The following is a 26,663-nucleotide window of genomic DNA, read 5'->3' as shown; positions in this document are numbered from 1 at the left end:
TGAAAGCTAGATCGTGCCCGGCCCTGACCCATCCGGGCGAGGCGTCTGCGGCGACGGCGCAGGACCGCTTCGAACCCCTATCAGTCAGATGCAAGATCGAGAGCATGGCCATTTCTTGGGGTGTCTTGAAGGCATCCCGCTACGGCCACGTAATATACGAGGCGCAGATGCCGGTCCTGATCGACGATCAGCGTTGTATGGTCGAATGCAACCTGACCTCGGTCTGGCATCTCGAAACTGCGACGCCCCTCACATCGACCCTGCACGTCATGGTCGCGCCACAGGCGACGAAAGGTGCGGGACGCCGTTTGCAAATGATCGGCCAAGTCTTGCATGTCGCTCCGGTGATGTCCGGCAGCATAGTCACGTCGGAAGCTGGCGACGATCTGGGCCGCTTGCCGAGGCCAGTCCTGCACGCGGCAGCTCAGCCGTTCATCTGCGAAATACATCCAGAGCATGTTCCGTTGGTCTTTCGGGTAGTCCGAGAACCCGAACAGGCCGTCGCCTGCGGCATTCCATCCGATCACGTCCCAGCGAAGGTTCATCACGAACGCAGGTCGCTGCGTCAAGTCGTCCAGCAGCACCCGGATCAACGGTGGCATCTCGCACCATGTATCTGCCGGGGCCGAGGGCGGACGGTTCTGCGCAAGAAGGTACAGGTGCTGGCGTTCTTCGGGGCTCATCCGAAGGGCGCGCGCGACGCTGTCGAGAAGATGGGCCGAAACACGGATGTCTCGTCCCTGCTCCAGCCACGTATACCAGCTCAGGCCGATCCCTGCGACGGTCGCGACCTCCTCGCGCCGCAGGCCGGGGGTGCGGCGGCGTGCACTGCGCGGCAGGCCCACATCCTCAGGCTGTACGCTGGCGCGTTTGTGGCGCAGGAATTCCGCCAAATCCTGACGGGTGCGGGAAAGACGGGTGGTCATGGTGCTGCCAGTAATAGGATAATTTACCCCATAGTAACAGAATAAAAGCTGCGCGAAAGGACGTCATGATCTCGAAGAAGGAGCTGTCATGCCGACCGAACCCACCCCTCGCCACCTTAGCGTGGCCCCGCTTTTCGCCCTGTTGCTTGGTGGCTTCATCACCATTTTCGACCTGTTCGTGGTGAATGTCGCGCTGTCTTCCATCCGCGCCGACCTGCAGGCGGACCTGTCGGGGATCGGCTGGATCGTTGCAGGATACGAACTGACCTTCGGCGTGCTTCTCATCGCCGGCGCAAGACTTGGCGATCGGTATGGACGGCGCCGCGTGTATATACTCGGGACGATCTCTTTCACCCTGACATCAGTTCTCTGTGGCTTGGCGCCCGACACAGAGGCCCTGATTGCTGCGCGGCTGCTGCAAGGCGCGGCGGCGGGGATTCTGTTCCCGCAGATTTACGCCATGCTGCGCGTACTCCTTGATGAAGAACGGCGCCCGCGCGCGTTCGGCCTTCTGGGCATGGCCTTAGGCCTCGCGGCCATCGCGGGGCAGGTGCTGGGCGGCTGGATCGTCACGGCGGATATCGCGGGCCTCGGGTGGCGGATGATCTTTCTGAGCAACCTTCCGGTCGGGCTTGTCGGTGTGCTCTGCGCGTTCAGGTTGCCGGAGAACAGTCAGTCCAACGCAGCGCGGATCGACCGGGCAGGGACGCTCCTCGCCACGCTCGCGCTGCTCTTGCTGCTTGTGCCGCTTCTGGAAGGCGCGCATTCAGGATGGCCGCTCTGGACATGGGTCAGCTTCCTTGCCTCGGCCATCACCGTGATGGTGTTTGTGGCATGGGAGCGGCGAGTGACATCAAATGGCGGCGCAGCTGCGGTGGACCCGGCCATGTTCGCCAACCGTAGTTTCGCCGTCGGCTCAGGCGTCGTGCTCCTGGTCTATTCCACCTCTACATCCTTCTTCCTTGGTTTTGCGCTGCTGGTGCAGGAAGGGCTTGGACTTTCGGCCTTCGCAGCGGGCGCCTTGTTTGCACCTGCAAGTGTGGCCTTTGTCACGGCCTCCATGATGGCGCCCCGTGTCGTTGCGCGGTTCGGCACCACAAGCATTGCCGGTGGCGCGGTAATTTACCTCGCCGGAACCGTGGCCGTCGCCCTGACTGCTTTGGCCAACGGGAGCGTAGCATGGATGATCCCCGCTCTGATCGTGTTCGGATTCGGCCAAGGCCTTTCGATGACACCGTTGCTGAACTTTACCCTCGGCTTCACAACGGAAGATGAGGCAGGAATGGCGGGCGGCATCCTCTCGACCATGCAGCAGGTCGGCGGCGCGATCGGCGTGGCCGTGATCGCAATCCTCTTTCGCCAGCTCCTGAGCAATGCAGGATATGCCAACGCATTCGCCGGAAGCTTGATCTATAACATTCTGGCGCTGATGCTGGCGGCGATAGGCATCGTGTGGCTGACACGGCGCAGGTCACGCGCTGGTATCCATACGTGACATGCGCCCAGTCCCCGTTTCTGCTCGTCGGCCACGACGTGCCTGTCGCACATCATGCTCTGCCATCCCGTATAGCGCTGACAGCTGGGCATCGGTGATCATCTCGTCTGCCCGGCCACTGCGGCAATGTCCCTGTCTGTCGATGGTCAGAACACGGTCTGCAACCCGTTCAATGAAGAACGGATCATGACTGGTGAAGATAAGCCCGTAGCCCTGTGCCGCCAGCCCTTGCAGCAGTTGTGCCAGGTGTTCGCGTTTGCCGAAATCCAGCGCGGCGAGGGCACTGGCGGCCCTTGCCCGGTCAGCCGCGCCGGGAGCCGCAAAGGGGCCAAGATGGGCTGTGCGGCCAGCCAGAACATAGTCGCTCACCTTGTCAGGAAAAGGCGCGCTCATGCTCTGCGGCACATAGGCGATGCGGTGGGCAATCTGGCGGCGGGTGAGCTGCGCCATCGGGGTTCCACCGAGTAGAATATCGCCGTCATGCGCCGGGGCGAGCCCGAGAATCGTGCGAAAGAGTGTCGTCTTGCCCGCGCCATTGGGGCCGAGCACGCCCAGAATTTCGTTCCGGCAAAGCGTGATGTCGATACCCCGTGCCACGGTCTTCTGCGCGGCGCCGATGGCAAGGCCGGTGGTGCGGATCAACTCCATCCGGTGTTCCTTCGTGCAAGCAACACGAGAAAGACCGGCGCGCCGATCACCGCAGTCAGAACGCCGAGCGGCACTTCGGTGGTGGCGATGGAGCGGGCGAGCGTGTCGATCAGCACCATAAGTCCGGCGCCGAGGATCAGCGACATAGGCAAGACACGATCGAACCGTGCGCCGATGGCCAGCCGCGCCATATGCGGCACCATCAGCCCGATCCAGCCAATGGTGCCCGCCGCCGCCACAGCCGCCGATGTGATCAGTGTGGCAGACCCGATCACCAGCCAGCGCAGGCGGCGGGTGTCGACCCCCAGAGCCTTGGCCTCATCTTCGCCCAGTGCCAAGACGCCGATGCGCCAGCGCAGGAGGAACAGCGGCACGAGGCCCAACAGCATCGGCGGCACGATCAGCCAGACATCTCCGCGCTGAATGCCCGCAAGGCTGCCAAGCAGCCAAAAGGTCATCGCCGGGAGCTGATCGTCCGGGTCTGCCAAGACCTTGAGCAGAGAAATTCCCGCTCCGGCCAGCGCCCCGATGGCGATGCCGCAGAGCACGAGGGGCAATGTCTCGGCGCGTCCGCCCACCGCGCGGCCCACAAGCATGACCAACGCCACCGTGCCAAGGCCGCAGGCAAAGCTCAGCCCTTGAATGGCAAGAACCGGCAGGCCCAGAAAGATCCCCAGCACGGCGCCAAGCCCGGCTCCGGCCGAAACGCCCAGAATATCGGGCGAGACCAGCGGATTGCGGAAGGTGACCTGATAGGCCGACCCGGCCGCCGCCAGCGCCGCGCCAACCAAAGCGGCTGCCAGCACACGGGGCAGACGGATATTGAACAAGACGGTTGCCTGCGGGCCGGAGGTCTCTTGCCCGCTGAGCCCCAGCGCGATCAGCCGCAGCACATCCTTCGGGGGCAGGTGGTAGGGGCCAATCAGCGCGCCGAGCAACAGAACGGCCAACACGACCAGACCCGCCACAAGCATGACGGGTCTGCCCTGTGCGGCGCCTGCGACCGGCGCGCGCGATGCTGTGTTACTCTCCGACAAGGGCGGTCAGCGCCTCGTCATCGGGGGTGACCTGATAGAAGAGCGTGTAAAAATCGCGTACATCCTGACGCAGATCGCTGTTGGCTTCTTCGAGATAGAGCGTGTTCATCGCCCAGCGAAGGCCGATCAGCCGGTTGACCGAGGGCGGGCTGTCGATAAAGCCGAAGGGCGCGCGTGCGGCCAGATAGACCCGGCCATCGGCCACGGCGGGCACATCGGCCCAGGCCGGATTGCTGCCGACGGTCTCGGCAAAGCCCGCATCAATCGTGACGATCACATCGGGCGCCCAGGCGAGCACATTTTCCGGCGAGATGTTGGACAGCCCATCATTGGACGCCTCGACCACATTGCGCGCACCGACGCGCGAGATGATCTCGGCATTGAGCGAATTTGGCCCGGCGGTTTCCAGCCCGTCGGCGCTGCGCGCGAGATAGACACCGGGGCGGTCTGCCTCGGGGATGCCCTCCAGCGTGCTGTCGACCATGGCGAAGGTCTCTTCGGCATAGCTTGCAAGCTCTTCGGCGCGCTCGGGCACGCCCAAAATGTCACCCAGAAGGCGCAGGGCGGCGGGGGTGTTGTCGAAGGAGCCGTCGATCAACACATAAGGAATGCCAGTCTGTTCCTGAATGCGCGCGGCAAGATCGAGATAGGTATCGTTCACCGTGCCGAAATCGAGGATCAACTCCGGCTCGGCCGACAGCAACACCTCAAGGTTCAGCGTATCGCCGCGCCCCGTGAGCCGACCAAGGGTCGGTAAGTCATGGGTTTGGGGCAGAAGATAGGGCAGATCCGCCTCCGCAGGCGGTCGGACCCAGCCGATCATCGCATCGGGGTTGAGCGCATAGAGCAGCGCGGCGGCCGGAGGTCCGGCGGCGAAGACGCGTGTGGGGGCATCGGGAATGGTGACGGTGCGGCCTGTGGCGTCCACAATCTCATGCGTCTGAGCGCGGGCTTGCAGGGGGACGACAAGCACGAGGGCCAGCACGACCAGCGCGCTGCGCAGGATTCCCAAAGGCTTCTGTGGGCACATTGCGCGCCGAACAATCGTCATTTCAAAACTCCATGACTTGGTTTGATATCCAGAAGCGGGGTGCCATCCACGCAATCGAGCCCGCGCAGCCAAAGCGTGGTGCCCTCGATCCGCTCAAGCTGCACGATGGACGAGGCGATCAGATTGGGCCGCATGGGCGAGCGGATGGCGAAAGTGCCGATGGTCTGCCCGTCATTTCGCGGCGATTGCTGGCGCAGATCCCGCCGCCCCAGATGCATCCAGTAGAGCAGTTGCATCGGGCCGGGCTTTACGCCTTTGAGCGCCTCCTGCCAGATCGGATCAAGCTCGGCACGGCAGAGCGGACCTGTCTCGGCATCTCCGCGCTTGGGACAGTCACGCGAAGTGGTCCAGGGGGTGTGCAAGGTGCCGATGAACAGCAGGCTGGCATCGCTTCGGTCCGGCACGGGGCCGGTCATTTCGCCGGGTCGCAGATCAGCTTGGGTCATTCGGCCTTGTCCGCCATGACATCGCTGGCCGTGATCCCGCAAGCGTCGATCCGAACGCGGGCGGTCACGGCCCCGGGGGCCACTTCGGTTACGCTGCCGGAAAGCGTGTTGCGGGCGCTGCGTTTCATTGGAAATTCCCTACCTTGTTCGACAGTATGGCCCTGGCCACTGTCGGCACAGGCGCCGGGCAGGCATTCTGCCCCCGTCATCTTCGTTATGTTTATAGGGAAATAACGCTGGCTGTCCATGCCCCATGCCCCATGCCCCATGCGCTTTGGCCTTTGCACCATGCGTCCATGAAGTACGTCGGCGCGTCGGGTCATGCAGTACGATTTCACAAGGGGCCGTTTGTACCCGCGCAAAAGCTGCTTGCGAAGGCCCGCATCTTCCTACTCAGAGGTTTCGGAAAGCAGCCCGGTGATGCCCTTATAGTGCTGCGACACCCCATCATGCAGCGGATACAAAACGGCCTGAAGGGAGTGATAGATGTCCGGTTTACCGGTGAACTGGCGGTCGCAGGGACGGCCTTGTGCATCGATTTCCGGGAACCAACCATGGCCCTTTTGATCGATAAATAAGGTAAAAGCGGTGTCCCAAAGGCGGGTGTACCACGCGTGGTCCGAGGCGCGCCCGTCCACTTTTAAAAGTGTGGCAACGGCCCCAATCGCTTCGGCCACAGGCCACCAATATCGGTCACGCACACGCTGCGACCCATCGAAATCGAGCGTGTAGGCAAACCCTCCCTCGGGCAACCAAGCATCATTGAGCGCGGTTTCGATCAGCGCCCGTGCCTTCTGCAGCGCCCCGGTGTCGGGGCGTCCCGAGAGGTCCCAATGCTGCAAAAGGAGGCGGCCGATCTCGAAGGAATGGCCCGGCGTTGTGCCATAGGGGCGGAACATCGGATTGCCCTCATAGGTTTCGTCCACGCTCCAGTCCGCACGGTAATGTTCCGGCAATCGCCAGCCGTTGGAGGCCCCAATGTGATCGACGAAAAAGGACAAAATCCGACCGGCGCGTTCGAGATAAACGGCCTCGCCCGAGGCCTCAAACGCACTCAAATGCGCTTCGATTCCATGCATATTCGCGTTCATGCCGCGATAGTCCGAAAAGATGCTCCAATCCCGGCGGAATTCGTCTTGCATCAAGCCTGCAGGTTCGTCCCAAAAGCGTTCAGAGATCACCTTCGTGACATCATCGCGCAAACGTTTGGCGTCCGCATGACCCGCGGCCTCGGCGCTGGCGGCTGCCAGCAGAACAAACATGTGACCATAGGCCAGCTTGTCGGTGTCGACCGGGCCGCTCGCGTCGAAAGACCAAATATAGCCGCCATACTCGCTGTCCCGATGGTTGTCCCATAGGGCACGCATCCCGGCATCGACAAAGGGCATGCAGCCGGGATGCCCCGCCAAATGTCCCAAGGCGTAGGAATGCACCAGTCGCGTTGTGGTGATCAGCTCCTGCGGGCCTTCGATGGCGGCCCCGTCGCGGTCGAGAACCGCCAATCTTCCATCCGGGCGCAGACTGGCGCGGAACAGATCAAGTTGGCCGCGCGCGTCCTCTTTTAGTCGCGCCACAAAGGCTGGATCATGCACGTCGGTCAATGTGGTATGAGGCAGTGTCACGGCATTTCCTTCAGACAAAACTGGCATCGATCAGATGCTGGGCATAGGGGTCAGTGGCGCGACGCGCGGCAATGGCCTCTGGTGCGAACTCATCGACAAATCGGCCGTCCTTCATCACCAGAATACGATCGCACATATGCGCGATGACCGACAGGTCATGGCTGACCATCACATAGGTAAGTGCTTCGGCGTCTTTCTTATCCGACAAGAGGTTGAGCACTTCGGCCTGAACGCTGACATCCAAGGCCGAGGTCGGTTCGTCCAGCAACAGGATGGGCGGGTTCAAAACCAAAGCGCGGGCGATGGCCACGCGCTGGCGCTGGCCGCCCGACAACTCATGTGGGAAACGCTCGGCGAAACTGCCCGGCAGGCCGACCTGTTCCAGTGCGTCTTCCACCTGTCCGGGCCGCACGGCAAGCCCCATGCAGCGCAAAGGTTCCGTGATCGCGCGGCGGATGCGGTGGCGGGGGTGCAAAGAGGCAAAGGGGTCTTGGAACACCAGCTGCAACCGGCGCAATTCTTCCTGGGTGCGGCGGTGCGAGACGGGGCTGCCTTCGACGCGAATTTCGCCGCTCCAGCCGCGCTCAAGGCCGGTTAGGCACCGCAGCACGGTGGACTTGCCGCAGCCGGATTCCCCGACGATCCCCAGCGTTTCGCCGCGCCGGACGTCAAAATCCAAGGCGCGGACCACATGGTTGCGATGCTCGCCCTCGCCATAGACAACGTCGAGTCCCCTGACTTCAATGGCATGGTTTTTGGTGCTCATGACTGAGCCTCCATCTGTTCGAGCCGTTTGCGATCCGGCACGTGAAGGCGCCGCACGGGATTGGAAGGATCGGGCAGCGCCGACAAGAGCCCTTGGGTATAGATGTGCTTGGCCTGCGTCAGATCTTGGATCATCTCGACCACGCGTCCCTTGTACATGACCGCCACCTCGTCGCAAAAGGCGGCAACCATGCGGATGTCGTGGCTGATCAGGATCAGGGAGGAGCCTTGTTCACGCACCAATTCGTCGAGCAACTCCAGAACCTCAGCGCGGACACTGACATCCAGTGCCGAGGTCGGTTCATCCGCGATGACAAGGCGGGGCCGGGCAATCAGCATCATCGCGATCATCACCCTCTGGCCCATACCGCCGGAAATCTGGTGAGGGTAGAGGTCCATGACGCTGGCAACGTTGCGAATGCGCACCCGGTCAAGCATCTCTGCGGCGGCGTTGCGCGCGGCACGGCCCTTCAGCCCGAGGTGCAGGTTTGCGGCTTCGGCCACCTGATCGCCGATCGAGCGCACAGGGTTCAGGGAATAGCGCGGGTCCTGCATGATCAGCGCCATGTCCTTGCCGCGCAGTTTGCGAAAGCCTCTTTCATTCAACTTGCGCAAATCCCGCCCTTCAAGCTCCATCAGATCGGCCTCGACCGTGGCCGAGGGCGGCAGAAGTCGCATCAGGGCGCGCCCCACGGTGGACTTGCCGGAACCGCTTTCCCCGACGATGCCGAGACGGCCTGCGGAGAGCGTGAGGTCGACGCCGTTGACGGCCTTGAGCGCGCCGCGACCGTAGCGGACGTTCAGCCCCTGCACGCGCAGGGTCGGGGCGGCGGGCTTTGTATCACGAACGGTCATGGCGCGGATCCAGGATGTCGCGCAGGGCGTCGCCTGCGATGTTGAAGGAAAGGCTGGTCAGCAGGATCGCGATGCCGGGCATCACGGCCACCCACCAGTAGTCGATCATATATTGTCGCCCGGCGGAAATCATCGCGCCCCATTCGGGGGCTGGCGGCTGTGCGCCCAGTCCCAAGAACCCGAGAGAGGCCGCCGTCAGGGTGATCACCGCCATATTCAGCGTCAGTCGCACCACGACGGACGGAATGCACATGGGCGTCACATAGAGCGCGATCAGGCGCAGATGGCCTGCGCCATAGACCCGCGCTGCCGAGACGTAATCGGAATTGCGGACCACCAGCGTTTCCGCCCGTGCCAGACGTGCGATTGGCGGCCAGGAGGTCAGCGAGATCGCGATGATTGCGGTGTTCAGGCCGGGGCCGATGGCGGCGGCAAAGGCCAGCGCGAGGACGAGCGACGGGAAGGACAGCACGATATCGGTGATCCGCATCAGGATCGTATCGGTCCAGCCGCCGAAGTAGCCGGCGACGACGCCGATGACCAATCCGATGGGGCCGACAATGGCGGAAACCGACAGCACCGTGCGCAGTGTCAAACGTGCGCCCCAGATCAGACGGCTGAGAATATCGCGGCCGAATTCATCTGTGCCGGCCCAATGTGCCGCCGAGGGCGCCGAAAGCGCATCGGACAAAACCTGACGGTTCGGTGAATAAGGGGCCAGAAGCGGCGCGAACAGGGCCATCAAGACCAAAAGGCCGATCAGGATGAAACCGGTGAGCCCCAAGGGCTCGCGTGCCAAGTTGCCCCAAAATGGATGACGCAGAAACCGCATCGCGATATTCGGGCGTTTGCTCAGGGCGCCCTCAGTGGTGTGAGACATGGATGGGGTGCTCATGCTGCCTCCTTGGTGCGGGGGTCCAGAAGGGTGTAGGCAATGTCCGACAGGAAATTCAGAAGCATAAACACCACTCCGATGATGATCGTGGCTGCGACCACTGCATTGATGTCGCCGATCAACAGGGCGCTGGTCATATACTGCCCAATGCCGGGCCAGGAGAAGACGACTTCGGTCACCACGGCGCCTTCGAGCAGGCTGCCATAGGAAATCGCGGCGACGGTGATGAGTTGGACGCCAATGTTGGGCAGGATATGCCGCCCGAGAATTTTCGCCGGGCTGACACCTTTGGCGCGCGCTGCGATGACATAGTCTTGCGACAATTGTTCCAACGCAAAGCTGCGTGTCATGCGGGTGATATAGGCCATGGCCGCATAGGCCAGCATCGAGGCCGGCAGGATGATATGAGTCAGGGCATTGCGAAAGATGTCGGTCTCACCGGCCAAAAGGCTGTCGACAAGGATCATACCGGTGACATTGGGGACGATGCCCTCGTAATAGACATCGATCCGGCCGGGGCCGCCCACGACCTGCAGGATCGCATAGAAGATCAGCAAGCCGATCATTCCAAGCCAGAACACAGGAACCGAATGCCCCACGAGCGAAATCACACGGATCGTCTGATCGACCCATGTGTCGCGGCGCAGTGCGGCGGTCAACCCGAGGGGCACCCCGATGAGCATCGACAACACGATCGCCAGTGTGGCCAGTTCGAGCGTTGCCGGGAAGGCGCGCCAGAGGTCTTCGGCGACCGGGTTTCCGGTCAGCGCCGCGACCCCGAGATCGCCGTGCAGCATGTTCCAGACATAGTGTCCGAACTGCACCAGCACAGGCTGATCCAACCCAAGGCGCGCGCGCATCGCGGCATAGGCCTCGGGGTCGGCCAGTTCTCCGACCAAGGTGCCCACCGGGTCGGTGGGCAAAACACGGCCAATCACAAATGTCACCGCGATAAGCACAAGCAGGCTGAGGAGAAGCTGGATCACTCTCTGACCCAGCTTCATCGACGCCACGGATTTCATGACAGACCGTGCCATTCAGTTCACTCCGATTTCGAGACTTTGTCGAGGCGTGTCACCTGCTGCGGATGCCCTTCGTAGCCTTTCACGTCGGTCGAGATCGCCAGCGGCAGAAACCGTTCGAACATCGGCAGGATCGCGGGCACCGCGTCGATGAAGGCCTGCTGCATCTCACCATACATGGCGACACGTTTCTCAGGGTCGTTTTCCTTCATGGTGCGGGCGGTCAATTCCGTCAGCTCGGGGATGTCCCAGCCGGAGCGCCAGACAAAATTGCCCGCATTGTTCGCTTCGGGGCTGTTGTCGGGATTGTTCGAAAACTGCTCCATCGCGCCCATCGGGTTGGGCATATAGGCCCCGGTTTGCGGCACCAAAAGTTCAAAGTTCCGCGCCCGGTGATCCGGCACAATGTCCGCGCCGCTGCCCTGCGTGATGGACGCATCGATCCCGATGTCGGCAAGACCCGCCTGAATGGCCGTCGAAAGCTCGACCCGTGGCGTTTGGGCGATCACCTTGATGTTGGTCGTGAAGCCGTCAGGGTAGCCCGCTTCGGCCAGCAAGGCGCGTGCCTTCTCGGGGTTGTAGTCCCAATCCGGGTCCGGCAAAGCGCCCTCATAGGCCATCGGCACCGGAAGCAGGCGCTTTTTGCCGTAAGGACCCATGATCGCCTGCTCGATCCCGTCGTAGTCGATGGCGTGGAAAATCGCCTCGCGCACTTTGGGGTTGGAATAGGGCTCCTGAGTGACATTCATGGCCAGCGCGTAGAACCCGCCGGTGGAAATGCCGCGCACGTCGACCCCGTCCTTGTCCGAGAAATATGCGATATCCTTGGGCGACAAAGCGCCGGCGATGTCGATGTCGCCGCGCTCCAGCATCAAGCGCTCGGCCTGACTTTCGGGCACGTGACGCATGACAACGCGTTTCAGGATGGGCGCGCCGCTCCAGTTGTCTTCATCGGCATTCATGATCACGATGTCATTCGGCGCCCAGCGTTGCAGATCGAAGGGGCCGGAACCGGCGGCATGGGTCCGCAACCATCCGTTGCCCATATCGCCATCTGCCTCATGCTCCATCACTTCGGCCCGCTCGACGACGGAGGCGGCCACTTCGGAGAGGCGATACAGCAGGAAGTCCGCCGCCACTTCGCCGGTCAATGCGATGCGGAAGGTTCGGTCATCAAGTGCCTCGGTCAGGCTGTCGATATTCTCCGCCGTATATCCCGTCGACCCAAGTTTGGCGGCTGGCGCCTGATTCAGTTTCAACACCCGGCGGATCGACCAGACCACATCCTCAGCGGTCACGGGATTGCCGGTGTTGTTGAACACGGCGTCCTTCAGATGGAATGTGATCCCGTCCTCGGTGATCTCCCAGCTTTCGGCCAGTTGCGGCGTCAGATTGCCTGCCGCATCGGAGGCCACGAGGCGGTCATAGAGATTTGCCATGATCTCCAGCGAGGTCACCTCTTGTCCCTGATGCGGATCGAGAGAAATCACCTGTGCCAAAGACGTGCCGTACACAAGCGTGTCTTCTGGCGTTGCTGCCATGGCGGGGGTTATGCCGCTCGCGGCGAGACTTGCCGCCAGAATGCCAGCGGCGCCCCCGGACTTCAAAGATTGTACACCCATCGTTTCCTCCCTTGGGTTGTTCCTGTTTGGCGCCAATCCTCCTTGGTCGCCAAACGGGTTCGTGGTTCAGGCTGCCTGCTTTGACCGTGCAATCAGGTCCTGAAGCATTTCTTCTTCTTCCCCCGTCAAATCGGTCAGGGGCGCACGCACCTTGCCGACGGCAAAGCCTTGTTGACGCACACCCGCCTTGATGGCGGAGACGGCATACCCGGGCTTGCGGGCACGAAGATCCATAAAGGGGAAGAAGAACTCGTTCAGAATACGCTCACATACATCGCGCTTTTCGGCTCGGAGTGCCTTGTAGAATTCCTGCGCAAGGCCGGGCACAAAGTTGAACACGGCAGAGGAATAGGTTGTGAAGCCTGCGCCAAGATACGCCTCGGCGAAGAGCTCGGCTGTCGGCATTCCGCCGATATAGGTCAGTCGATCCCCCAGCGTTGCTGTTATTTTGCGCACGAGGGCCAGATCTCCCGTGCCATCCTTGAAGCCGATCAGGTTCGGGCAATCGTCTGCCAAACGCGACAGCGTGTCGGCTTCGAGGACACAATTGTCACGGTTGTAGACGGTCACACCCAGGCCCGTGGCATCGCAAATCGCTTTGATATTGGCATAAAGCCCCTCTTGCGGCGCGTCGATCAGATAGTGGGGCAGGAGCAGAATTCCGTCTGCTCCGGCCTTCTCGATCTCGCGGGCCAAGTCCACGGCCACCGCGCTTCCCCAGCCACAGCCGGAAACAATCGGAACATTGCCGGAGGCGGATTTCGCGGCGCGCACGATCTCCGGGATCTCATCGGGCCGCAGCGAGAACATCTCGCCCGTGCCACCCGCCGCAAACAGTGCCGAGGCATTATAGCCTGACAGCCATTCGATGTGCTCGGCATAAACATCAGGGGCAAAGGCGCCTTCGCTGTCAAACGGTGTGACGGGAAAGGAAAGAAGTCCCCCTCCGAGTGCGGATTTGATCTCTTGCGTATCCATGGCGCGATGCTTCCTCTCTGCTCACCCCTGTCCCACATTTGACTTGGTGAGAGCATTAAGGGATGATATCAATAATTCATACGATGAGTCATAGTATGATTCCATTCTATACGCAACATGAGTCTCAAAATATGCTCGAAGTACGCAAAACGAAGGCCCGCCTGGCAGAAAGTGTCGTGGCGCAGATCCGTCAAGATATTGAAAGCGGGCGCACGCCGCTTGGCGCCCAGCTTCCAACAGAACCCAAGCTGATGGAGGCCTTTGGCGTCAGTCGCACCGTCATCCGCGAGGCCATTGCCGAGCTGCGAGCCGCAGGCATCGTCAATCCGGTGCAGGGCAAAGGCGTCTTCGTGGCCGAGAAACTGCCCAACGCTCTTTTGACTCTTTCGCAGGACGAACGCCGCTCGATCCCTCGTACGATTGAGTTGATCGAGTTTCGTACGGCGATAGAGGTGGAGGCCGCTGGATTGGCCGCGCTGCGCCGGACTAGCTCTCAAGAGTTTGATATAATGTCAAAAAACTCAATAATGAAAAAATCAATTCTGGATGAGAACCGCACCTCTCAAGCGGATTTCGATTTTCATATGGCGATCGCAACGGCCGCCAACAACGGCTATTTTCCTCAGGCCCTGTCGCAGTTCGGCCCCTCGGCCATCCCGCGTGCTTCGCTGCCAAATCTGACCGAGGCGCGGAGCCAGACCTACCTTGAAACTATTCAGGCGGAACATGATCGCATCGTTCACGCCATTTCGATCCAGGATGCCGTTGAGGCAAGGACGGCGATGCGCGCGCATCTGGAGAATTCCCAGGCCCGCTACCGCGCCCTGTCCCTTGCTCTCAGTGAAGCGACCGACAGCTGATCGAGTTGGGGCTAGGCAGGTGCGCCAAGTCATACTATGACTTGTCCTGACATAAGATTCGGGAGGAGCCCCATGTATATCGGAACACAGCGCGAACCGCGTCATGCCACCGACTTTAAGATGCTGACACAGTTCGGTGTCAGCCATATTTCATTGGACCCGCCCGGGCCGTGGACGGACTGGACGCTTGAGGCATTGGAGCGGCACCGTGATGACGTCGCATCTCATGGCATGACCCTGGATATGATCCAATTGCCGTTGCCTTCGGTGGCCGTGGATCGCGCGCCCTGCGCCGACATTCTTCTGGCCGGGCCGGAGCGGGACCGTCAGATCGCGGGCATCTGTGAGCTCATCGAGAACTGTGCCCGGGCCGGTATTCCGGCGGCCAAATACAACTTTAACTACATTGGCATCCCGCGCAGCGAAGATGAGATCGGTCGCGGCGGTGCGCGCCTGCCGTCCTTCTTCTGGGACAAAATGGACCCTGACGCCGCGCCGCCGTGTGAGCCTCTGGAAGAAGAAGAGATCTGGGAGCGGGCCGAGTATTTTCTGCGCCATGTTGTGCCGGTCGCGACCAGCGCCAAGGTCCGGCTGGCCTGTCATCCGCACGACCCCTGGACCCCGCCCGGCTATCGTGGCGTGACCCGTATTCTGGGCACGTTCGAAGGCATGAAGCGTTTTGTCGAGACCCACGAAAGCCCTTATCACGGTCTCAACTTCTGTATCGGAACGATGGCCGAAAACCTGGATGCGCCGGATGCCGAGATGGACGACATCATCCGGTGGTTCGGGACGCGCGGAAAGTTGTTCAACATTCACTTCCGGAACATTCAGGGCGGCAAAGGAGGGTTCTCAGAGGTGCTGCCCGACGATGGCGATGTGAATATGTTGCGCGTGCTGCGGGTCCTCGAAGAGGTCGGCTATCAATATATGGTCATGCCGGATCATGTGCCCGAGATCGACGCCGTGGACCCGGAAGGGGCCGCTTTCGCATTTTCCTACGGTTATATCGCCGCCGCCATTCAGCACGCGAAAGGTGCGTGATCGGGACGCGTTTTGTGCCCCGTTTTGATGAGACAATACACTTTGAAAGGATGCAGTATGACGGACAGCTCTGTCTTTACCCCGCATGGCAAACATCTGGTCGCGGGCGACTGGATCGCCAGTGCCGAGACCTTTGCCTCCGAACCCGCCCACGGGCCGTCGCATAGATTTAGTGTCGGCACGGTTGATCTGGTGAATGCTGCCTGTGAGGCGGCAGAAGAGGCCTTTTGGAGCTATGGCTACACGTCGCGCGAGGAACGCGCGGTCTTTCTTGAGGCCATCGCAGATGAAATCGAAGCCCGTGCCGAGGCGATCACCGAGATCGGCACACAGGAAACCGGCTTGCCGGAGGGCCGTTTGCAAGGTGAGCGTGGCCGGACCACCGGGCAGTTGCGCCTCTTCGCGACGCATATCCGTGAAGGCGCCTATCTCGACCGCCGTGTCGACGAGGCGCTGCCTGATCGTCAGCCCCTGCCGCGACCGGAACTGCGGATGATCCAGCGTCCGATTGGCCCCGTTGCGGTTTTCGGCGCATCGAACTTTCCGCTGGCCTTTTCCACCGCAGGCGGGGATACCGCTGCGGCACTGGCGGCGGGCTGTCCGGTCGTGGTCAAAGGCCATTCTGCCCACCCGGGCACCGGCGAAATCATTGCCGAAGCGATCCATGCCGCGATTGAAAAGACGGGCATGCCGAAGGGTATTTTTTCGTTCATTCAGGGCGGCACACGCGAGGTCGGGGTCGCGCTCGTGCAGCATCCGCTGGTCAAGGCCGTGGGCTTTACAGGCTCTTTGGGCGGTGGTCGGGCCTTGTTCGATCTTTGTGCGCAGCGTCCTGAGCCGATCCCCTTCTTTGGGGAGCTGGGGTCTGTGAACCCGATGTTCATCCTGCCCGAAGCGGCCGCCGCGCGTGGTGAGGCCATCGGCACGGGCTGGGCCGGATCATTGACCATGGGGGCAGGGCAGTTCTGCACCAACCCCGGCATCGCGGTGATTGCCAAAGGGTCGGAAGGGGACGCCATCGTGGCCGCCGCCGCCAAAGCCCTGAGCGCCGTTGCGCCACAGACCATGCTGACCGATGGCATCGCCTCGGCTTATGCCGCGGGCAAGGCGCGGTTCCACGACCGCAACTCTGTCCGTGCGGTGTTCGAGACCGAAAGCGCCGGGCGTGAAGTTAGTCCGAACCTTTATGAAACCGATGCACAGTCCTATCTGCAGGATCATGCTCTGGGCGAAGAGGTCTTTGGGCCGCTTGGACTGGTCATCCGCACCGAGACGCCGGAGCAGATGGTGGAGTTGGCCAAGGGGTTTGAGGGGCAGTTGACCGCGACGCTGCACATGGACGCAGGCGATGCGGTGCTGGCGCGCAAACTTCTGCCGGTGTTGGAGCGCAAGGCAGGTCGGGTCATGGCGAACAACTTTCCGACAGGTGTCGAAGTGGCCGATGCCATGGTGCACGGCGGGCCTTATCCGGCGTCGACAAATTTTGGCGCGACCTCGGTCGGCACCTTGTCGATCCGCCGCTTCCTGCGCCCGGTTTGCTTCCAGAACATCCCGGAGGGCGTCCTGCCTGAGGATATTGCTTCGCTCTAAAAGGCGCGGTTTTTCAGACCAGACCCACATCGGGCCGAATATCTCTCTCAACGGGCGCGTGTTTTCATATCACGCGCCCGACGCACGTCGTCACTCCATGGAACCTCCCCCTAGCTCAACGCCAAGGCTGCACAGAGGTTCGCGACCCGCGCGGCATTGTTTTCGGCCAATGTCCCGTCAGGATGCCACAGCGAATTTTCAAAGCCCACTCGCATTTTCCCACCCAGCGCAGCCGCAGCTGTCAGCGCGGCCGTTTCCCCCGCCCCAAAGGCACAGACCGCCCAATCGGGGTCGATCCCACGGCTGCGCATCCATTGCGTAAAGGGGGTGAGCATGTCGGGGGAGGAAATTTGCCCCGCCGTGTAGCGCCCCAGCACGAACAGGAGTTGCAGCGCGGGATTTTCGAACTGCTCACATGGCAGCACGCGGGTGAGATGTTCGGCATCCTCCCGGTCGTAACAGATATGTTGGACAGTGATCCCGGCGTCCGCGCAGTCCCTATAAAAACGTCCGGCCACCTCCGCCCCATCCCGCAACATTTCGCGCAGGGAGACAGAGACCAGCGAGGCGCCCGAGTGCAGCGCGACATGGCGTTGATGTGGCGGATGGTAAATGCCTGCGGCCTCCGTCGTGATCTGAAGCGCCAGCCCCGGAACCTGCTCCGAGAGATGCGCCAAAGCTTCGCGATAGGCGCCGCTGTCAAGGAGGTGCGTGCCCTCGGGGGTGCGCAAATGGAAATGCAGCCCCTGTGCGCCTGCCGTTTGGCAGGCACGCGCGGTGTCGGTCAGCTCATCAAGGGACATCGGAAGCGCAGGGTGGTCGGCCTTGGTCTTTGATGCACCATTGGGGGCGACCATGATGCGGGGCAGGGCGGTCACGAGAGGGCTCCGGTCAAAGCGCTCTCAAACGCGGTGCTGAGTTTTTCGACCAACTCCCCGACCTGATCATCGGTCAAGATGAAGGGCGGCGCGAGGAGCACGTGATCGCCCTTTTGCCCATCGATTGTGCCCCCCATCGGGTAACAGATCAGCCCGGCCTCGAAGGCAGCGGCTTTCACCTTTTTGTTGATCCCAAGCGCCGGATCGAAGGGGGTTTTGCTGTCGCGATCCGCGACGATTTCCAGACCGCGGAACATGCCACGCCCGCGCATGTCGCCAATATGGGGATGATCCGCAAACGCGGCGCGCAGGGCGTGATCGAGGGTGTCGCCCATCCGGGCCGCGCGTTCGACAAGCCCGCCCTCCGTGAGTTTCGTCACGACCGCATCGCCTGCCGCACAGGCGACCGGGTGGCCGATATAGGTGTGGCCATGCTGGAAAAAGCCGGAGCCTTGCACAAATGCCTCGTGAATGCGGGCGGAACAGAGCGTGGCGCCGATCGGCTGATACCCGGCACCGAGCCCCTTGGCGATGGTGAGGATGTCGGGGGCGACGCCGTCTTGTTCACAGGCAAAAAGCGTGCCGGTGCGCCCCATGCCGCACATCACCTCATCGAGGATCAAAAGCACACCGTAGCGATCACAAATCTCCCGGATGCGTTTGAAATATCCGGGCACAGCGGGCACCGCGCCCAGCGTCGCCCCGACAACCGGCTCCGCGATGAAGGCGATGACAGTGTCTGGCCCGACCCGCAGCAATTCCTCTTCCAACGCATTGGCAGCCCGCAGACCGTAGGCCTCAAGGCTCTCGCCCGCCTCTTGTTCGCGATAGGCATAACACGGCGCGATATGAGAGGTTTCCGCGAGAAGCGGGGCGAATTGCGCCTTGCGCCAGACATTGCCGCCCGCCGCGAGCGCGCCCAAAGTGTTGCCGTGATAGCTTTGGCGGCGTGAGATGAACCGCGTGCGTTGCGGTTCGCCGGTTTCGACGAAATATTGCCGCGCCATTTTGAGCGCGGTTTCCACCGCTTCCGAGCCGCCGGACAGGAAATAGACCTTATCAAGCCCGTCGGGGGCATGGGCAATCAGGCGTTCGGCCAGAGCTTCGGCAGGGTCCGAGGTGAAAAAGCCGGTGTGGGCAAATTCGAGCGTTCCGACCTGTGCCTGCACTGCCGCAATCACATCGGGATCGGAATGCCCGAGACAAGACACCGCCGCGCCGCCGGAGCCATCCAGATACCGCTTGCCGGTGCTGTCATAAATGTAAGCGCCTTCGCCACGGACGGCCGTCGGCGGTGTGGTGCGGGAATTGCGGTAGAAAACATGCGTCATCATCTGTGCTCCGGGTGAGAAGAGGCCGCCTGAAGCGGTCACCTTTCACATGATGAAACACATGGTTCGAGAGTTGACAATAATTGAAACAATTGAAACAGTCCTGAGAACCACATCACATGCGCGGGATGGCAGATTGTCGGCGAGTTATCAGCAAAGGCTGGCGGAACATTACGCCGATTTGAGCCCGCGCTTGCGCGAGGCCGGGGATTATCTTGTCGAAAACCCGCTGGATGTGGCGACGCGGTCGCTGCGGGCCCTCGCAGAGGAGGCGCGAATCGCCCCGGCGACCTTCAGCCGTCTGGCCCGCGCTTTGGGGTTTGAAACATTTGAAACCCTGCGCGAAGCCGTACGCACCCAGCTTTCCCTCAAGGTTTCGACCTTCGCCACACGCGCGAAGGACCTTAGGGAGAATCAACAGGGCGCATCGGAGCGGCTTTTGATGCGCTCTCTGGAGACGGCCCATCACAACCTTGATGAGCTTGTGCGGGGGCTTGATCCTGCGCGTCTCGCGGATCTGGTCGAGGTGTTGCACAAGGCCCGCCGCGTGCTGATCGTGGGGGCGTTGGGCTCTACGGGGATTGCGGAATATGCCGGGTATATGGCCAATTTTCTTGGCGATAAGTGGCGGCTTGCCGGGCGTATGGGGGCGTCCTACGGCTCAGCGCTGAGCGAGATGGACGCACGGGACGCCATGTTGGTCATCACCATGACCCCCTCTGCGCGGGTCTCGGTCCACGCGGCTGAGGTTGCGCGACGTCAAGGGGTGCATGTCACGGTAATCACGGATGGCTATGCCTCCCCCGCATTGCGTTACGCCAATACTTCGGTCATCATTCCAGGGGAAACTCCGAACTTTTTTAACACTTACACCACCACGGTATTTTTTCTTGAAATGCTCATGGCCATGCTTGCGCAACACGCCGGACCGGATGTTGTGGAACGCATATCAGAGATCGAGCGCCACAACCGGGCGCTTGGAGAAGTGGTCGATCTCTGAGGCGAGGATGCCTCGGGATGACCAAAAACACTAAGGGAGTCACTTATGACCAAACACATGAAACTCGGCCTCGCTGCCGCTGCTGCTTCCGCGATGATTGCGGGCTCTGCGATGGCTGAAGAGTTCGTCACCATCGGCACCGGCGGTGTGACCGGTGTGTATTACCCGGCCGGCGGCGCGATCTGTCGTCTGGTCAACAAGAACCGCAAAGAAACCGGCGTGCGTTGTTCGGTCGAATCCACGGGCGGTTCGGTGTACAACGTGAACACGATCAAGGAAGGCGAGCTGGAATTCGGCGTTGCGCAATCCGACATCCAGTACAACGCATTCAACGGCGTCGTGCAGTTCGATGGCGAACCCTTCGATGGCCTGCGTGCCGTGTTCTCCATCCACCCCGAGCCCTTCACCGTTGTGGCGCGCGCAGATTCCGGCGTGAAAACCTTTGAAGATCTCAAAGGCAAGCGCATGAACATTGGCAACCCCGGTTCCGGTCAACGCGCGACCATGGAAGTTGTCATGGACAAGCTTGGTTGGACCACCGACGATTTCGCTCTGGCGACCGAACTGAAGCCGGCGGAACAATCTGCGGCGCTGTGCGACAACCAGATCGACGCCATGGTCTACACCGTGGGTCACCCGTCCGGGTCCATTCAGGAGGCCACCACCGCCTGTGACTCCGTGCTCGTCGAAGTCGCAGGCCCGGCGATTGAAGAACTGGTTGCCGACAACCCCTACTACCGGACCGCGACCATTCCGGCAGGCATGTACCGTGGCAATGACGAAGACGTGCAGACCTTCGGTGTCGGCGCGACCATCGTGACCTCTGCGGACGTGTCCGAAGATGCGGTTTACGCCGTGGTGTCCGCCGTGTTCGACAACTTTGAAGACTTCAAAGGTCTGCATCCGGCCTTCGCCAACCTGAAGCCGGAAGAAATGATCAAAGACGGTCTCTCCGCTCCGCTGCATCCGGGTGCTGAGAAGTACTACAAAGAACAGGGCTGGATGGAATAATCCGCTCCTAACAGTTCGAGGGCGGCGCATCAGTGCCGCCCTTTTCCAAAAAAATAATATCAGGGTGGTTACACATGGCAGACGCTGAAAAACGGGCGTTGAACGAGGAAGAGCTCCAGGAACTGGTTGCTGCCTCTGACAGTGGCGCACGCAATGTGCCGGGAACATTGGGTAAGGTGATTGCGACAGTTGCGCTGTTGTGGTCGGTTTTCCAAGTGCTCCTGGCGTCTCCGATCGGGCTCAAAGTGCTGCCCGGCGACATGATCAACAACGCGCGGCAGATTCACCTCGCCTTTGCGATTTTTCTGTCGGCCATGTCCTATCCTTTGTTCAAATCCGCCTCCAAGACGTCGGTTCCGTGGTATGACTGGATCCTCGGTCTCGGCGGGGCCTTTTTGGCCATGTATGGCTATGTGTTCTACGAAAAAATCGTCGCGAATGGCGGGCTCGCGGACGCAAGCGACGCCTATTTCGCCTTGGCAGGTCTGGCGTTTTTGTTCATTGCGGCCTACCGGACGCTCGGTCCGGTGATGGTCGTGCTGGCCATCGTGTTTCTGGCCTATGTGTTCTTTGGGTCGTCCGAGGTCGTGCCGGATTCGATCCGCTGGGCGGGCGCCTCGCTGCGCAAGGCGATGTCGCATATGTGGATCACGACCGAGGGCGTCTTTGGCATCGCGCTCAACGTCTCGACGCAATTCGTGTTTCTCTTCGTCCTGTTCGGCGCTTTGCTCGATAAGGCCGGGGCCGGGAATTTTTTTATCAAAATGGCTTTTGGCGCCCTGGGGCACCTGCGTGGCGGTCCGGCCAAGGCCGCTGTTGTCGGCTCTGCTGCAACTGGCCTGATCTCCGGCTCCTCCATTGCCAACGTGGTCACCACCGGCACCTTCACCATTCCGCTGATGAAACGCGTGGGTTTCTCGGCCGAGAAAGCCGGGTCGGTCGAGGTCGCGTCCTCTGTGAACGGTCAGATCATGCCGCCCGTGATGGGGGCAGCGGCCTTTCTCATGGTGGAATACGTCGGCATTTCCTATTTCGAGGTGATCAAGCACGCCTTCGTGCCCGCGATCATTTCCTATATCGCGCTGGTCTATATCGTTCACCTCGAAGCGGTGAAAAACAACATGCCCACGATTGGCAACAAGGTGGTGTCGCTCTGGCGCACGATCATGGGGATGTTCCTGTTCTTCGCGGGCTTTGGTGCGCTGTGCTATGCCACGCAATTCCCGGTCCGGCTGATCACCTCTGCCGTGCCGGAAGGTTCTGGCTGGGTTCTCGCCGTCTTGCTCGGGGTGATCTATGTCGCGCTGATCAAGCTCGCCGCCGATGCCGACGAGCTGGAGGCCGACGATCCGAATGCCGAGGTGGTGGAGCTGCCCGATGTGGCAAAGCTCTGGAAAGCCGGGCTTTACTACCTGATGCCGATCATCGTTCTGGTCTATTTCCTGATGATCGAACGCAAATCGCCGGGTCTGTCGGCGTTTTGGGCGACCTTTCTGTTGTTCTTTATCCTGCTGACGCAAAAGCCGCTCAAGGCAATGTTCCGGGGGGAAAGCGGTGCGGGCCAGAAGGTTAAAGAGGGTGTGGTCGATCTCGTCGAAGGTATGATCGACGGGGCGCGCAACATGATCGGCATCGGTCTTGCGACCGCCACCGCCGGGATCATCGTCGGCACCGTGTCCTTGACCGGCATCGGTCAGGTGATGGCGGATTTCGTCGAGTTCCTGTCCGGCGGCAATCTCATTCTCATGTTGCTGTTCGTGGCGATCCTCTCGCTCATCCTCGGTATGGGCCTTCCGACCACGGCCAACTATATCGTTGTGTCCTCGCTCATGGTTTCGGTCGTCGTCGAGCTTGGCGCGCAATCGGGTCTGATCGTGCCGCTGATCGCCGTGCACCTGTTCGTGTTCTATTTCGGGATCATGGCGGATGTGACGCCACCTGTGGGGCTTGCGAGTTTCGCGGCGGCGGCGGTCTCGGGCGGTGATGCGATCCGCACCGGCTTTACCGCCTTCTTCTACAGTCTGCGCACCGTGGCCCTGCCGTTCGTGTTCATCTTCAATACCGATCTGTTGTTGATCGACGTGACTTGGCTGCAGGGGGTCATTGTCTTTGTCATCGCGACCATCGGCATTCTGGTGTTCACGGCGGCCACCATGGGCTTTTACATCACGCGGTCGCGGATCTGGGAAACTGCGGCGCTCTTGCTTGTGGCCTTTGCCCTGTTCCGACCGGGCTTTTTCATGGACATGATCCAATCGCCCTATCACGACATTGCCCCCACCGCCGTCGAAGAGGCTCTGGCCGAAGCGCCTGCCGGATCGCAGTTGCGTGTGGTCGTCACGGGGCCGGATTTCGACACGCTTGAAGAGAAAGAGCTTCATCTTGCGCTGATCGTCCCGGAAGAGCCGGGCGGGGCCGCGCGCCTCGATGCGCTTGGTCTGATGCTGATGCCTGAGGGCGAAACGATGATCATGGACGAACCGATGTTCGGCACCGATCTGTCGGACAAGTTGGCCAGTTTTGACTTTTATGGCGACGAGCCCGTGCGTCTGACCGCCGTGCAGGCCCCGGCCGACCAGCTCCCCAAAGAGTTGATGTTCATCCCTGCGCTCCTCCTTCTGGGCCTTGTAACCGTCCTGCAACGTGGCCGGGCGGCCTCTTCGCGTGAACTCAAAGGAGAACTGGCATGATCAAGACCATTCTATGTGCCATTGATGTGAACCGTCCAAAAGATGAGATCAAAGTGCTGGAGACCGCGCAGCGGCTTGCCGCGGTGGAGAATGCGCAGCTCGATGTCATTACGGTGCTCCCCGACTATGGCATGAGTTGGGTGGGTGGCTATTTCGACGAAAACCGCACCAAAGAGGTCCGCGAGAGCGTCAAGAAAACCTTGTTCGACTTCGTCGAAGAGGTGCTCGGTGCCGAAGTGAACGCCCAGGTGCGCCATATCGTGGCCGTCGGCACCGCCTACCATGAAATTCTTGAAGCCGCAGAAAAGGACGAGGCGGATTTGATTATCCTTGGGGCGCATCGTCCAGATCTCAAAGACTACCTTTTGGGCCCGAATGCCGCGCGCGTCGTGCGTCATTCCAAATCGTCGGTCTACGTTGTGCGCTGAACTCTTTGGAGCGACTTTAGGGCAGGTTGCCACTCAGGATGTCAAACCTGCCCGCTTTGCACCGTCAGTCTCACTGCTTGCGGTGCACGCAGAATGACGTGCCGGGAGAGTAATGGTTGTTTCGTGCGGACACTAAAGGTCATATCGTGAAAGTCCTAATGGACATTTGGTGAGCCTCTTGGTAGTCATCTCGTGACATGAATGATGCTGATGAATATCTCCCGCGCCACCTGACGCCTGAGCTGCAGGACGCCTTGGCAACAGCACGCGTTGTCAACCTTGTCGGACCACGTCAGGTTGGCAAGACGACCCTTGTGCGCGATCTGTTTCAACAGGGTCGTTTCCTCACGCTGGACGATGCGGCCATTCTGGCGGCGATGGAGGCGGACCCCGAAGGTCAGCTGACGAGCCTTGCCGAGGAACAGCCGGATGCACCGGTGATCATTGATGAGGCCCAAAGGTCTCCGAAACTTGCTCTCGCCATCAAGAAAATCGTCGACCGCAATCGCCGAAAAGGACAGTTTGTCCTGACCGGCTCCTCCAACGTTTTCACAACGGCGGAGGTCGCGGACTCTCTGGCGGGCCGAATGCAGACGCTCAAACTCTGGCCGTTGACGACATCCGAGGTCCATCGGGCGCCGGTCAACAGGTTGATCGACTGGGCGATGCAGCCGGACCCAAAGCTGTCGCACATCTCTGAACCTGCACATCTGGGACGCAAAGACTATGTCGATCTCGTCCTCATGGGCGGTTACCCCGAAATCCGCGCCCTGCCACTCCGATCACGGCAACGGCAGTACCGCGATTATATCGATGCGGTGGTGGATCGCGACGTGGCAGACATCATGCCGGTTCGTAAACCCGATGCGCTTCGGTTTCTAATCGACCAAATGGCGGCGCGGACCGCACAAGAGATCAACACCTCCGAGCTGGCAAAACTGGCGAAACTCAAACGCGAAACGGTGGATCAGTACCTCGACATTCTCATGCGGCTCTCATTGGTGACCAAGCTGAGCGCATGGATGCCGGGGGAGAGCAAACGGGACATCAAACAGCCAAAGTTCCATTTCGTGGACAGCGGAATTGCCAGCGCGCTTCGTCGATTGAATGACAGATCCTTTGACATCGGCAACAGTCCCGAAGCCTTGGGCGGGCTGTTGGAGAGCTTTGTCGTCGGTGAACTCCAACGCGCTCTGCCGATGCAAGACGAAGACTATCGTCTCTATCATTGGCGCAGTGCGGATCGTCGCGAGATCGATATTCTGATCGACGGCGGCCATCGGTTGGTTGGTATCGAAGTCAAAGCCGCGACCACGGTTGCGGCCGATGATTTCAAGCATTTGAATTGGTTTGCCAACAATGGACCGGGCAAAGGCCGCAGCACCGTCGGGATCGTGTTTTACCTCGGGCAGGAAAAGCTGACGATGGGAGAGGGAACCTTTGCTCTGCCGCTCAGCGCGCTTTGGGCGCAGGTGCTTTAGTTACATCATGATTGTCGAGTGGGAGGCTGTGTTTGTTTCCGCTCAGGTCTGGCCCATGCGGCTCATATCTGGGTGCATTGTCTGAACTCCCCCCATCTCTTGGACAGTTTCTGGTGTAGATTAAGCTACTCTCTGTTCCTGCTGATCGGGTTGGGTTTTGTCAGTTCTCAGCCAATAGACCATGGCTGGCGGTCTGCCGCCAAGGACGGAATGGGGGTGCTTGCGGATGTAGAACGCGATCCCATTTCCGACGCCCGCCTTAGGCTCTGATCCGGTTTTCCACGCGTGCAGATAGATGCACGCGTATTTCAGGTTCCGCCCAGCCGGCTCCCCGTCAATCTCAGGGGTTTGCCTGCCGCCGCGCTCGAACAATGCGCCTTCCAGCAACCCCCCGCTTCCAGGTGTGGATCATCGTCGGATGACCCCTGAACCGGCTGGCCAACTCGGCCACTGTTTGCGCACTCTCCAGCGCCTCAAGCGCCATCTTCGCCTTGAACTCAGGCGAATGCTGCTTCCGTTTCGACATCTCTGATCTCCTTCTCGTCGAAAATCAGCAGACAACAAGTCGTAGCATACGTGAGTGTCCAGATTTTCTGGGGGGCGCAGTCTGGCGCATATGTGAGCGCGACATTCAAACGTTTGCGCATCGTGCCGACGTAGCGGTGACAGTGGAGCAGGGCGTGTAATCGGTCGATGATCCTACCGAGAAATGTGTAACCTTTGGCCTCGGCAATACGCTGCCAATGGCCGGAATTCGCCTTGGGTGGCTCGGTTATGTCTGCTTCCCTGATCGAATGTTGAGACTTAGAGAGCGACAACTGAAATTCTGAAGACGGGAGTAGGGTTTGTTGCGAGCTTGCCGGGTCACTCAATCAGAAGATCGCTGACATCGGGCATCTCAAGGCGGTTATCGCGCATGTAGAGTGCGTAGCCGACGACGGTTTTGACGATCTCGGCGACACGCGTGTTATCCTCGTTGGTCTCGGGC

25 protein-coding genes are annotated in these 26,663 nt (G+C 60.8%); 9 read left to right on the top strand and 16 right to left on the bottom strand.

Translation table 11 applies throughout. The annotated features are described in order from the left end of the window. Positions 1–80: 80 nt before the first annotated feature. Positions 81–926 carry a helix-turn-helix transcriptional regulator gene (locus ACN0X0_RS16635; protein ID WP_417280064.1) on the bottom strand — a complete coding sequence of 282 codons (846 nt, stop codon included), beginning with the start codon at positions 924–926 and terminating at the stop codon, positions 81–83. A gap of 88 nt (positions 927–1,014) precedes the next feature. On the opposite strand from ACN0X0_RS16635, the gene ACN0X0_RS16630 reads away from it, so the two are divergent. Continuing rightward, positions 1,015–2,421, top strand: a complete 1,407-nt coding sequence (locus ACN0X0_RS16630; RefSeq protein WP_417280063.1) for an MFS transporter — start codon at positions 1,015–1,017, stop codon at positions 2,419–2,421. Here ACN0X0_RS16630 and ACN0X0_RS16625 read toward each other — a convergent pair. The 12 genes from ACN0X0_RS16625 to kdgD form a co-directional block, all read right to left on the bottom strand. Continuing rightward, positions 2,398–3,069, bottom strand: coding sequence for an ATP-binding cassette domain-containing protein (locus tag ACN0X0_RS16625; RefSeq protein ID WP_417280062.1), 672 nt, complete (start codon positions 3,067–3,069; stop codon positions 2,398–2,400). The genes ACN0X0_RS16630 and ACN0X0_RS16625 overlap by 24 nt on opposite strands. After that, a complete protein-coding gene (locus ACN0X0_RS16620) occupies positions 3,060–4,106 on the bottom strand; it encodes a FecCD family ABC transporter permease (protein ID WP_417264282.1) in 1,047 nt (348 codons plus the stop codon). The genes ACN0X0_RS16625 and ACN0X0_RS16620 overlap by 10 nt, the downstream gene beginning before the upstream one ends. Then, positions 4,093–5,157, bottom strand: a complete 1,065-nt coding sequence (locus ACN0X0_RS16615; RefSeq protein ID WP_417280061.1) for an ABC transporter substrate-binding protein — start codon at positions 5,155–5,157, stop codon at positions 4,093–4,095. Before ACN0X0_RS16615 ends, ACN0X0_RS16620 begins: the two co-directional genes overlap by 14 nt. Then, on the bottom strand, positions 5,154–5,603 hold the full coding sequence (locus ACN0X0_RS16610; RefSeq protein WP_417280060.1) for an SAM-dependent methyltransferase: 450 nt from the start codon (positions 5,601–5,603) through the stop codon (positions 5,154–5,156). Before ACN0X0_RS16610 ends, ACN0X0_RS16615 begins: the two co-directional genes overlap by 4 nt. Next, positions 5,600–5,731: a hypothetical protein gene (locus ACN0X0_RS16605; RefSeq protein ID WP_417280059.1), complete on the bottom strand. Its 132-nt coding sequence runs from the start codon at positions 5,729–5,731 to the stop codon at positions 5,600–5,602. The genes ACN0X0_RS16610 and ACN0X0_RS16605 overlap by 4 nt, the downstream gene beginning before the upstream one ends. A gap of 261 nt (positions 5,732–5,992) precedes the next feature. Then, positions 5,993–7,225, bottom strand: a complete 1,233-nt coding sequence (locus tag ACN0X0_RS16600; RefSeq protein WP_417280058.1) for an AGE family epimerase/isomerase — start codon at positions 7,223–7,225, stop codon at positions 5,993–5,995. 10 nt (positions 7,226–7,235) lie between these two features. After that, on the bottom strand, positions 7,236–7,991 hold the full coding sequence (locus ACN0X0_RS16595; RefSeq protein ID WP_226553806.1) for an ABC transporter ATP-binding protein: 756 nt from the start codon (positions 7,989–7,991) through the stop codon (positions 7,236–7,238). Further along, positions 7,988–8,845: an ABC transporter ATP-binding protein gene (locus ACN0X0_RS16590; protein ID WP_417280057.1), complete on the bottom strand. Its 858-nt coding sequence runs from the start codon at positions 8,843–8,845 to the stop codon at positions 7,988–7,990. The genes ACN0X0_RS16595 and ACN0X0_RS16590 overlap by 4 nt, the downstream gene beginning before the upstream one ends. Then, positions 8,832–9,677, bottom strand: coding sequence for an ABC transporter permease (locus ACN0X0_RS16585; RefSeq protein ID WP_417280127.1), 846 nt, complete (start codon positions 9,675–9,677; stop codon positions 8,832–8,834). Before ACN0X0_RS16585 ends, ACN0X0_RS16590 begins: the two co-directional genes overlap by 14 nt. A gap of 59 nt (positions 9,678–9,736) precedes the next feature. Beyond that, on the bottom strand, positions 9,737–10,777 hold the full coding sequence (locus tag ACN0X0_RS16580) for an ABC transporter permease (protein WP_226553803.1): 1,041 nt from the start codon (positions 10,775–10,777) through the stop codon (positions 9,737–9,739). Between the two features lie 5 nt (positions 10,778–10,782). Then, a complete protein-coding gene (locus ACN0X0_RS16575; protein ID WP_417280056.1) occupies positions 10,783–12,384 on the bottom strand; it encodes an ABC transporter substrate-binding protein in 1,602 nt (533 codons plus the stop codon). A 66-nt stretch (positions 12,385–12,450) separates the two neighbouring features. After that, entirely contained in the window at positions 12,451–13,362 is a 912-nt protein-coding gene (gene kdgD / locus ACN0X0_RS16570; protein ID WP_417280055.1) for a 5-dehydro-4-deoxyglucarate dehydratase, read from the bottom strand. A 131-nt stretch (positions 13,363–13,493) separates the two neighbouring features. Here kdgD and ACN0X0_RS16565 point away from each other — a divergent pair, with 131 nt between their 5' ends. From ACN0X0_RS16565 to ACN0X0_RS16555, 3 genes are all read left to right on the top strand, one after another. Beyond that, positions 13,494–14,222, top strand: a complete 729-nt coding sequence (locus tag ACN0X0_RS16565; RefSeq protein WP_417280054.1) for a FadR/GntR family transcriptional regulator — start codon at positions 13,494–13,496, stop codon at positions 14,220–14,222. A gap of 72 nt (positions 14,223–14,294) precedes the next feature. Continuing rightward, positions 14,295–15,266, top strand: a complete 972-nt coding sequence (locus ACN0X0_RS16560) for a mannonate dehydratase (protein ID WP_417280053.1) — start codon at positions 14,295–14,297, stop codon at positions 15,264–15,266. A gap of 57 nt (positions 15,267–15,323) precedes the next feature. Then, positions 15,324–16,856, top strand: coding sequence for an aldehyde dehydrogenase (NADP(+)) (locus ACN0X0_RS16555; protein WP_417280052.1), 1,533 nt, complete (start codon positions 15,324–15,326; stop codon positions 16,854–16,856). Between the two features lie 110 nt (positions 16,857–16,966). Here ACN0X0_RS16555 and ACN0X0_RS16550 read toward each other — a convergent pair whose 3' ends face one another. Beyond that, positions 16,967–17,734, bottom strand: a complete 768-nt coding sequence (locus ACN0X0_RS16550) for a 3-keto-5-aminohexanoate cleavage protein (RefSeq protein ID WP_417280051.1) — start codon at positions 17,732–17,734, stop codon at positions 16,967–16,969. Next, entirely contained in the window at positions 17,731–19,065 is a 1,335-nt protein-coding gene (locus ACN0X0_RS16545; protein WP_417280126.1) for an aspartate aminotransferase family protein, read from the bottom strand. The genes ACN0X0_RS16550 and ACN0X0_RS16545 overlap by 4 nt, the downstream gene beginning before the upstream one ends. A gap of 136 nt (positions 19,066–19,201) precedes the next feature. On the opposite strand from ACN0X0_RS16545, the gene ACN0X0_RS16540 reads away from it, so the two are divergent. From ACN0X0_RS16540 to ACN0X0_RS16520, 5 genes are all read left to right on the top strand, one after another. After that, positions 19,202–20,065: a MurR/RpiR family transcriptional regulator gene (locus ACN0X0_RS16540; protein WP_417280050.1), complete on the top strand. Its 864-nt coding sequence runs from the start codon at positions 19,202–19,204 to the stop codon at positions 20,063–20,065. Positions 20,066–20,110: 45 nt separating this feature from the next. Then, positions 20,111–21,076 carry a TAXI family TRAP transporter solute-binding subunit gene (locus ACN0X0_RS16535; RefSeq protein ID WP_226553795.1) on the top strand — a complete coding sequence of 322 codons (966 nt, stop codon included), beginning with the start codon at positions 20,111–20,113 and terminating at the stop codon, positions 21,074–21,076. A 74-nt stretch (positions 21,077–21,150) separates the two neighbouring features. Next, positions 21,151–23,766, top strand: a complete 2,616-nt coding sequence (locus ACN0X0_RS16530; RefSeq protein ID WP_417280049.1) for a TRAP transporter permease — start codon at positions 21,151–21,153, stop codon at positions 23,764–23,766. Further along, the gene (locus ACN0X0_RS16525) at positions 23,763–24,194 is read left to right on the top strand and encodes a universal stress protein (RefSeq protein WP_417264298.1); all 432 of its coding nucleotides are present in this window, start codon (positions 23,763–23,765) and stop codon (positions 24,192–24,194) included. Before ACN0X0_RS16530 ends, ACN0X0_RS16525 begins: the two co-directional genes overlap by 4 nt. A gap of 197 nt (positions 24,195–24,391) precedes the next feature. Continuing rightward, the gene (locus ACN0X0_RS16520; RefSeq protein ID WP_417280048.1) at positions 24,392–25,675 is read left to right on the top strand and encodes an ATP-binding protein; all 1,284 of its coding nucleotides are present in this window, start codon (positions 24,392–24,394) and stop codon (positions 25,673–25,675) included. A 340-nt stretch (positions 25,676–26,015) separates the two neighbouring features. On the opposite strand, the gene ACN0X0_RS16515 is transcribed toward ACN0X0_RS16520, so the two are convergent. Further along, positions 26,016–26,201 (bottom strand): transposase, encoded by a 186-nt coding sequence (locus ACN0X0_RS16515; RefSeq protein ID WP_417264300.1) that lies wholly within the window; start codon positions 26,199–26,201, stop codon positions 26,016–26,018. Positions 26,202–26,663 lie beyond the last annotated feature (462 nt).

The sequence above is a fragment of the Celeribacter sp. genome, assembly GCF_048270365.1.
Lineage (GTDB): Bacteria > Pseudomonadota > Alphaproteobacteria > Rhodobacterales > Rhodobacteraceae > Celeribacter.
Note: the sequence above shows the minus strand (reverse complement) of the source record. Positions and strands in the feature narration are given on the sequence as shown.